Source organism: Aeromonas sp. QDB63, from assembly GCF_027707425.1.
Classification (GTDB): Bacteria; Pseudomonadota; Gammaproteobacteria; order Enterobacterales; family Aeromonadaceae; genus Aeromonas; species Aeromonas caviae.
The window spans coordinates 1-7531 of sequence record NZ_JAPCIS010000061.1 but is presented as its reverse complement, the minus strand read 5'-3'; the positions used below and the strand labels follow the sequence as shown (position 1 = coordinate 7531).

The 7531-nt window shown below is 64.0% G+C and carries 5 protein-coding genes and 1 pseudogene; all 6 read right to left on the bottom strand.

Going from position 1 to position 7531, the window contains the following annotated elements; genetic code table 11:
• Positions 1–211: 211 nt before the first annotated feature.
• The 6 genes and pseudogenes from PG879_RS20215 to PG879_RS20190 all read right to left on the bottom strand — a co-directional run bounded on the left by PG879_RS20215 (position 212) and on the right by PG879_RS20190 (position 7320).
• Positions 212–2020 carry a carbon starvation CstA family protein gene (locus PG879_RS20215; protein WP_104454666.1) on the bottom strand — a complete coding sequence of 603 codons (1809 nt, stop codon included), beginning with the start codon at positions 2018–2020 and terminating at the stop codon, positions 212–214.
• A gap of 211 nt (positions 2021–2231) precedes the next feature.
• The gene (gene btsR, locus PG879_RS20210; protein WP_104454665.1) at positions 2232–2969 is read right to left on the bottom strand and encodes a two-component system response regulator BtsR; all 738 of its coding nucleotides are present in this window, start codon (positions 2967–2969) and stop codon (positions 2232–2234) included.
• Positions 2963–4657: a sensor histidine kinase gene (locus PG879_RS20205; protein ID WP_104454664.1), complete on the bottom strand. Its 1695-nt coding sequence runs from the start codon at positions 4655–4657 to the stop codon at positions 2963–2965. Before PG879_RS20205 ends, btsR begins: the two co-directional genes overlap by 7 nt.
• A 154-nt stretch (positions 4658–4811) precedes the next feature.
• A pseudogene (locus tag PG879_RS20200) lies at positions 4812–6120 on the bottom strand (endonuclease/exonuclease/phosphatase family protein).
• Between the two features lie 82 nt (positions 6121–6202).
• Positions 6203–6934 (bottom strand): EAL domain-containing protein, encoded by a 732-nt coding sequence (locus PG879_RS20195; RefSeq protein ID WP_210600424.1) that lies wholly within the window; start codon positions 6932–6934, stop codon positions 6203–6205.
• 113 nt (positions 6935–7047) lie between these two features.
• Positions 7048–7320 (bottom strand): hypothetical protein, encoded by a 273-nt coding sequence (locus tag PG879_RS20190; protein WP_052815169.1) that lies wholly within the window; start codon positions 7318–7320, stop codon positions 7048–7050.
• Positions 7321–7531: the final 211 nt, after the last annotated feature.

The window sequence follows — 7531 nt, the reverse complement described above, 5'->3', positions numbered from 1 at the left end:
CAAACTGGCTTTCTGCCTTCGCTACTTGCGCGAGTTATGTGTGGACAGAAAACCAGCATTTTGAGAACACAGCCTAGCACCCCGGGCTGGGCGGTTCTGTGATCCGGGGACCCATTCAACCACTGCGAAGGGGCGGGTCAATGCCAATGGATGAATTCGCAGCGCCAATGAAAGACCCCGCCGAGGCGGGGTCCGAGGAGGGCTGGACGGATCAGGAGGCGGTCGCCTCGGCCACCCGGAACTCGGGCTGCTGGCGCAGCTTCCACAGCTCGCTCCACTTGCGCAGGGCGGAGATCAGGATCAGCGCCCCCAGCACCAGCATGATGAGGGAGATGGCGCCGTTCATCGGGTTGTAGCCCTTGGCGGCCGAGTTGAAGTAGACGTTGCGCATCATCCAGTAACCGGCGTAGTTGACGGTCACGAACAGGTAGGCCAGCGGGATCAGGCAGGTCAGCATATAGCGGCGCTTGCTGGCGAGGCGCAGGATGATGGTGGCACCTATGATGAGGCCCACCGAGGCCATCAGCTGGTTCGATACCCCGAACAGGGCCCATACCGAGCCGATATCGCCGGACATCAGCAGATACCCCCACATGACGCAGGCGAGCACGCTGGCCCCGATGGCGCCCGGCATCCAGTCGATGCGCTTGAGGGGCGGGTAGAACTCGCCGAAGAAGTCCTGAATGAGGTAGCGGGAGACCCGGGTGCCGGAGTCGACGGCGGTCAGGATGAACACCGCTTCAAACATCACCACGAACTGGAAGAAGTAGGAGGCGAGGTTACTGAACCAGGGCACCTTGGTGAAGATGTAGGACATGCCCACCGCCAGGGTGACGGCGCCGCCGGTGCGGCCGTTCAGATCCATGCCGATCTCCTGGGAGAGGAAGGGCAAATCCACCACCTGCATCCCCAGCTTGGCGAAGGCCTCCGGAGTGGCGTTGATGGCGAAGTAATCCGCCGGGTGCAGGGCGGTGGCGGCGATCAGCGCCATCACGCCCACCACGCACTCGGCCAGCATGGCACCGAAGGCGACCGGCAGGATGTCGTTCCACTTGTCCACCAGTTTCGGGGTGGTGCCCGAGCCGATGAAGGCGTGGAAGCCGGAGATGGCGCCACAGGCGATGGTGATGGAGATGAAGGGCCAGACCGGGCCGCCCAGTACCGGGCCGCCGCCGTGGACGAACTGGGTCATGGCGGGGAACTGGATCTCGGGGTTGATGCAGATGACGCCGATCACCAGGGCGCCGAACACGCCGATCTTCATAAAGCTGGAGATGTAGCCGCGCGGGGTGAGTAGCAGCCAGACCGGCAGCGCGGTGGCGAAGAAGGCGTAGATGGGCAGCGCCAGACTGATGGTCTCGGCGCGCAGGGTCAGCCAGGCACCGAAGGCGCTCTCCTGCACGTAGGGGCCGAAGAAGACGCAGGCCAGCACGGCGATGAAGCCCACCCAGGAGGCGGCTTGCAGGTTGCCGGTCAGCTTGTGCCAGATCCCCACCACCATGGAGATGGGGATGGTCATGAAGACCGCGAACACGCCCCAGGCGTTACGCTCCAGCGCGTGCACCACCACCATGGAGAGACCCGCCATGGTGATGGTGATGATGAACAGCATCGCAAGGCCCGTGCACCAGCCGGCGATGGGGCCGAGTTCGGCCTTGGCCACCTCGGAGAGGGACTTGCCCTGATGCTTCATGGAGGCGAACAGCACGACTGTGTCGTGTACCGCACCGCCGATGACGCAGCCGATCAGCAGCCAGAGAAAGCTCGGCAGGTAGCCGTACTGGGCCGCCAGGACCGGGCCCACCAGCGGGCCGGCGGCGGCGATGGCCGCGAAGTGCTGGCCGAAGTTGACCCACTTGTTGGTCGGCACATAGTTCTTGCCATCTTCCAGCTCGTGGGAGGGGGTGACCAGCTTGTCGTCGGCCCGCAGCACCTTGCGCACAAAGAACACGCCGTAGAGGCGATAGGCGATGGCGAGGATGCAGAGGGCCGCAATGACGAAGGTGATTGCGTGTTGCATGACGGAGTTTCCTTTTCCTGCGGCCAATCTGGCCGGGCTCAGGCTGCACTCTACGCAGGCGGCAGGGAAAGGGGAGCGCAGAAAGGGTCAGTGGCAGAGGGCCGCCCGCGAGCGGCAGAAAAGCGGCCCCGAGCGGTTTGAGGGATGAGCCGGCGGGCGCGGCAAGCGGGTGAGCGGTAACGGGCAGGGGACGGGGCGAGTGGCCCGCCCCTCAGGGGATCTCCAACAATTCTTTGAGGGGCTTGAGGTAGCGCCGGCTCACCGGCACCTTGTGGCCGCCCTGGGTCACCACCTCCGCCAGGCCGCCGTCCAGCAGCAGGATCTCGCGGATCTGGCCCGGGTTGAGCAGGTACTGGCGGTGACAGCGCACGAAGCCGGTCTTCTCCTCCAGGGTGCGCAGTGTCAGCTCGGTGGTGCCTTGCTGCTGGGCGCTCACCACCTTGTTGCCGGCCAGATCGCTGTGGACGAACTCCACCTCGCCAAGGGGCAGCAGCAGGATGCGGTTGTGGCCGCTGCAGGGAATGCTGCGCAGGGGCTGGGCGATGCGGGTCGGATCCGGCAGCGGTTGGCCCGCCAGCTCACCCTTTGGCGAAAGCAGCCGCTGGATGCGCTCCAGCGCCTTGTTCATCCGTTCGCTGGTGACCGGCTTGAGCAGGTAGTCGAGGGCGTTCTCCTCAAACGCGCGCAGGGCAAACTCGTCGTAGGCGGTGATGAAGACGATGTGGGGGCGCAAGTCCGGATCCAGCATGCTCACCAGCTCCAGCCCGCTGATGCGCGGCATCTGGATGTCGAGAAACAGCAGGTCGGGTTTGAGGCGATGGATGGCGGGCAGCGCCTCCATGGCGTGGGCGCACTCTCCCAGCAGGCGGATATTGCCCGCCTGCGCCAGCAGCAGCCGCAGCTCCTCGCGGGCGAGGGGTTCATCGTCGACGATCAGGGCGGTCAGCATGGGCTCTCCTGCAGGGGAAGGGTGATCCTCACCCGGGTGGATTGATGGGGCTCGCAGTGAATGGTGACCCCGTACTCGGCGCCGTAACGGGCCTTGATGCGCCGATCCACTATGTTCATGCCAAGGCCGCTCTCCTCCCGCCTGGCCTGATAGAGGCCGGCGTTGTCCTCAACTTCCAGCACCAGCTGCTCACCCTCCTGCCGCGCCGTCAGGGTCAGTTTGCCCGGCTCGAACATCTGGGAGATGCCGTGCTTGATGGCGTTCTCGACGATGGGCTGCAGGGAGAAGGTGGGCAGCCGGTACTCCAGCAGCGGCTCGGGAATCTGGATCTGCACGCTCAGGTGCTCGGCGAAGCGGGCCTGCTCGATGTGCAGGTAGGCGTTCACGTGCTCCAGCTCGTCGGCCAGGGTCACCTCGTCACCCTGGCGCTTGAGGTTCTTGCGAAAGAAGGTGGAGAGGTGGTGCACCAGGGTGCGGGCATCCTCGGGGTCGCGCCGGATCACCGCCGCCAGGGTGTTGAGGGCGTTGAACAGAAAGTGCGGGTTGATCTGCGCCTGCAACAGCTTGATCTCCGACTGGGCCAGCAGCCGCTTCTGCTCGTTGTACTTGCTGGCCAGGATCTGGCCGGAGAGCAGCCGGGCGATCCCCTCTCCCAGGGTGCGGTTGATGGAGGAGAAGAACTTGCGCTTGGGCTCGTAGAGCTTGATGGTGCCCACCACCGACCCCTCTTCCCCACGCAGCGGAATGACCAGCGAGGAGCCGAGCCGGCACTGGGGATGCAGGTTGCAGCTGTAGGGGATGAGGTTGCCGTCGGCATAGACCACCTCGTTGTGCTGGATCGCCTTGAAGGTGTGGGCCGAGTTGATGGCGGTGCCCGGCAGGTGGTGATCCTCGCCGATGCCGATGAAGGCGAGCAGCTTCTCCCGATCGGTGATGGCCACCGCGCCCACCCCGGTCTCTTCGTAGAGGATGCGCGCCATCTGTTGGCACGCCTCCTGGGTGAACCCCTTGTCCAGCACCCGCATCGCCCGCTCGGCGATCTTGAGGGCGCGGGCGGAGAAGGCGACCGAGTACTTCTCCAGCATGGCGCGGTGATCGAGGATCATCCGCATGAACATGGCGGCCCCCAGGGTATTGGCCACCAGCATGGGGGCGATGATGTTCTCGATGAGGTGGACGGCGTCGTCATACGGACGGGCTACCAGCAAGATGATGCCCATCTGCATCAGCTCGGCGATGAGGGCCACAGATCCCACCACCCAGGGGCTGAACAGCAGATCGAGCCGGTGGCGGGCGACGAAGTGGCGGTGCACCAGGCCGCCGAGCAGCCCTTCGGCGATGGTGGAGAAGGTGCAGGCCAGGGCGGTAAAGCCCCCCAGCGAGTAGCGATGGATGCCGCCGGTGAGCCCCACCAGCAGCCCCACCACAGGGCCGCCGACGATGCCGCCGAGCACGGCGCCGATGGCGCGGGTATTGGCGATGGAGTCCTCGATCCTGAGGCCAAAGTAGGTGCCCATCACGCAGAAGCCGGAGAAGATGAGGTAGCAGAGGATCTTGTGGGGCCAGCTCAGTGTCACCTGAGTCAGTGGCATGAAGAGCGGCGTCTTGGAGAGCAGCCAGGCGATCACCAGATAGACGCAGAGCTGCTGGAAGAGAGATATCACGAGCGCGAATTGTTCGAAAGCCACGGCACACTATCTCGAAAGGGGATGCTCATCCAATGGACGCGGAGTATTAGCAAACCCCGATTTGCGCTGCAAGCCGCGGGCGCCGGAATAGCGCGCCTGCGCACAGATTTGCCGGCACCCTGAGCCAAAGGCATCCCTTCGCCCTGTCTGCCGGTCAATCGAGTGCGACGTCGACCCATACCAGGCGGTGATCCGAGCTGACTCCCTTGGCGATGCCGAGCTTGGCGTCGTACACCAGGTGGTAGCCCGGCTCGAAGCTGGCCGGCCAGAATACGCCGGAGGCGACCGCGTTCAGGTTGGCGGAGGGCAGCACGTGGTCGAGCTGCAGGCCGCTGCTGCTGGTGATGCGCTCCGGGGTGGGACGGTTGTTGTTGCGCTTGCACTGATCCGGCTGGCTGGCGAGGCACTCGGGGCCGCCCTGGCTGACCGGGATCAGGGCGCCGTTGGTGACGGCCTGGTTGACCAGCACATGGTTGTGCAGATCCTGAATGGCGGTCAGATCGCCATCGCCAATCTGGGGATCGGCGTTGAGATCGCCGGCGATGACGAACTTGGCACCCTCGGGCAGGCCACCCGCCTTGCCGGCGTCATCCACCATGTAGCTGGCGGTCTCCACGTAGTCCTGCCAGAAGGCGACTTCGGCCCGGTTGTGCTTGACGTTGTGGCGCGCCGCGTTGCCAAAGATGGGCGGAGTGGGGTGGGAGATGAGGAAGTGGATCACCTCTTCCTTGTTGCCGCGTTTGATGCGCACCGGCACGTCGGCGTGGTTCTTGGACGAGAGCGGGAAGGCCTGCCAGGCGGCGTCGTCATACCAGGCATCGCCGCACTGGCGGCTGGCCGGGATCGGCGCCCTGGCGTTGTTGCAGTCGTCGATGACGGGATTCGCTTCGCCCGGCATGTCCTTCCACTTGAATTTCTGGAAGGTGCGGATCTGCTTGGTATCGATGGGGTACTGGGACATCACGGCGAAGGCGTACTGGCCGTGGTAGTTGCCAAAGCCCCAGGCGTCGTCCGGCCCGTTGTTGACCTTGCCGTCCAGGTTGAGGTCATGGCCGCTCATCAGGCCGGTGTTGGTGGCGAAGTTCTGCAGCACCGGGTAGCTGATGGCGGTCACCTCGTCGTGCTGGGCGTGGGCCAGGTAGTTGTCGTTGAAGGCTTTGAGGTCCGTGGTGTTGCTGCCCTTGCCGTCGTTGTCGAATTCGTTGAGCAGGAAGACGTCGGGGCGGGTGCGCTGCACAATCTCGGCGATGTTGCGGATCTGCTGCACGTCGAGGGCCTTGGTCTTCTCGGCGCCGCTCAAGGTGCCGTCGGCGAGGCGGGCCAGCAGGGCATCCTGCTCGGTGCGGCTCAGGGCCAGTTCACCGGCGAGCATGCCGGCGGCGGTGCGATCGAAGGCGAGGTTGAAGGTGGCAAAGCGGATCATGGCTGGTCTCGGCGTCATGGTGGCCGGGACAGCCTGCCATCTTTGGCAGAAAAATGGCAGCACCCTGCCGGATTTCCAGGGGAATGTGCCCCTGTTTCTCTCTTGAGGGTCAAGCGCTCCGCTCAGGCCCAGCGGGAGAGGGGGGAGGGCATGGCGTAGGCGTAGCCTTGCTGATAGTCGCAGTCGAGCCGGTTCGCCACCTGGATATGGGCCTGGGTCTCCACCCCCTCGCACACCACGGCCATGCCGAGCCGCTGCAGGTACTTCACCAGTCCGGTCAGCATGTTGAGGGCGTGGGTGTTGAGCGCAGCCTGAAGCAGCAGGGAGCGATCCAGTTTCACTATCTCGTAGGGGAGCATCATCAGACGCTGGAAGTTGCACGCCTGGGAGCCGAAGTCGTCGCAGGCGATGTGGGCGCCATGGGCCCGCAACACCTCGATCATCTCCCTGTGCTGGCGCTTGATCCTGACGTGCTCCAGCACCTCGAACCAGATGGCTATCCCCAGCTTGCGGGCCTGGAGCAGCACCAGCAACAGCAGGTTGCGGTAGGTGGGGCTGGAGAGCGCCGGATTGAGGTTGATGGAGAGCGCATAGGGGCCTTTTTGCGCGAGCACGGGCAGATCGCGCAGTATGGCCCTCAGCATGACGATATCCAGGTGCAGGGCATCATCCTCGCCGAGGGCGGCAAAATCGATGCTCTGATAACCCTGGTTGCCGGCATCCCAGCGCCTGGCCAGCACCTCATACCCCTTGACCTGACGATCCTGGCCGATGATGGGCTGATAAAAGGGGACGACGATATCCGCCATGCTGACCATGGCCCTTACGGGATACTCTTCTTTGAACGCAAACATGGCCTTCACCTGACGGGAACATGGTTACGCATCATACAGGGAGGGTCTAAACGGAGGCTGTAGGAAGAGTCTGATAATGGGCCCTGTTTGGGTGTGGGCAGGATGAGAGGGGGTCAGGGAAGAGCATGGCCCTGTGCAGGTTCGGCGCCAACCAGGGGAGCTGCGTGCATGGCCTGGGCAAGCCAGGACCAGTCGAGCATGGGGGAACCCGCCTTGAAGCGCTGATAGGCACATCCCTGGCGGATGGTCAGGAAGAGGGTGCTCGGCAGGCCGAGGCGGTTGAGGTAACGCACCATCACGTCTCCCTGGTAATCCCGCAGCCGCAGTTGCAGCTCGGGCAGTGTCAGCCCGTGCTCGCGACCCGTTTCATCCCAGATTTCAAACATCTGTGTGCACTCCTTGCGACATGAGGCTCCACTGTTTCTAAAAAGTGCGGGGAGAGCAATTGTCAGATCTGACAGCGCCATATGGATTCTATCCAGAAAAGCGAAAACCCGGCACGAGGCCGGGTTGTCTGAAGGATGGTGGAGGGAGAAGGATTCGAACCTTCGAAGGCAGAGCCGTCAGATTTACAGTCTGATCCCTTTGGCCGCTCGG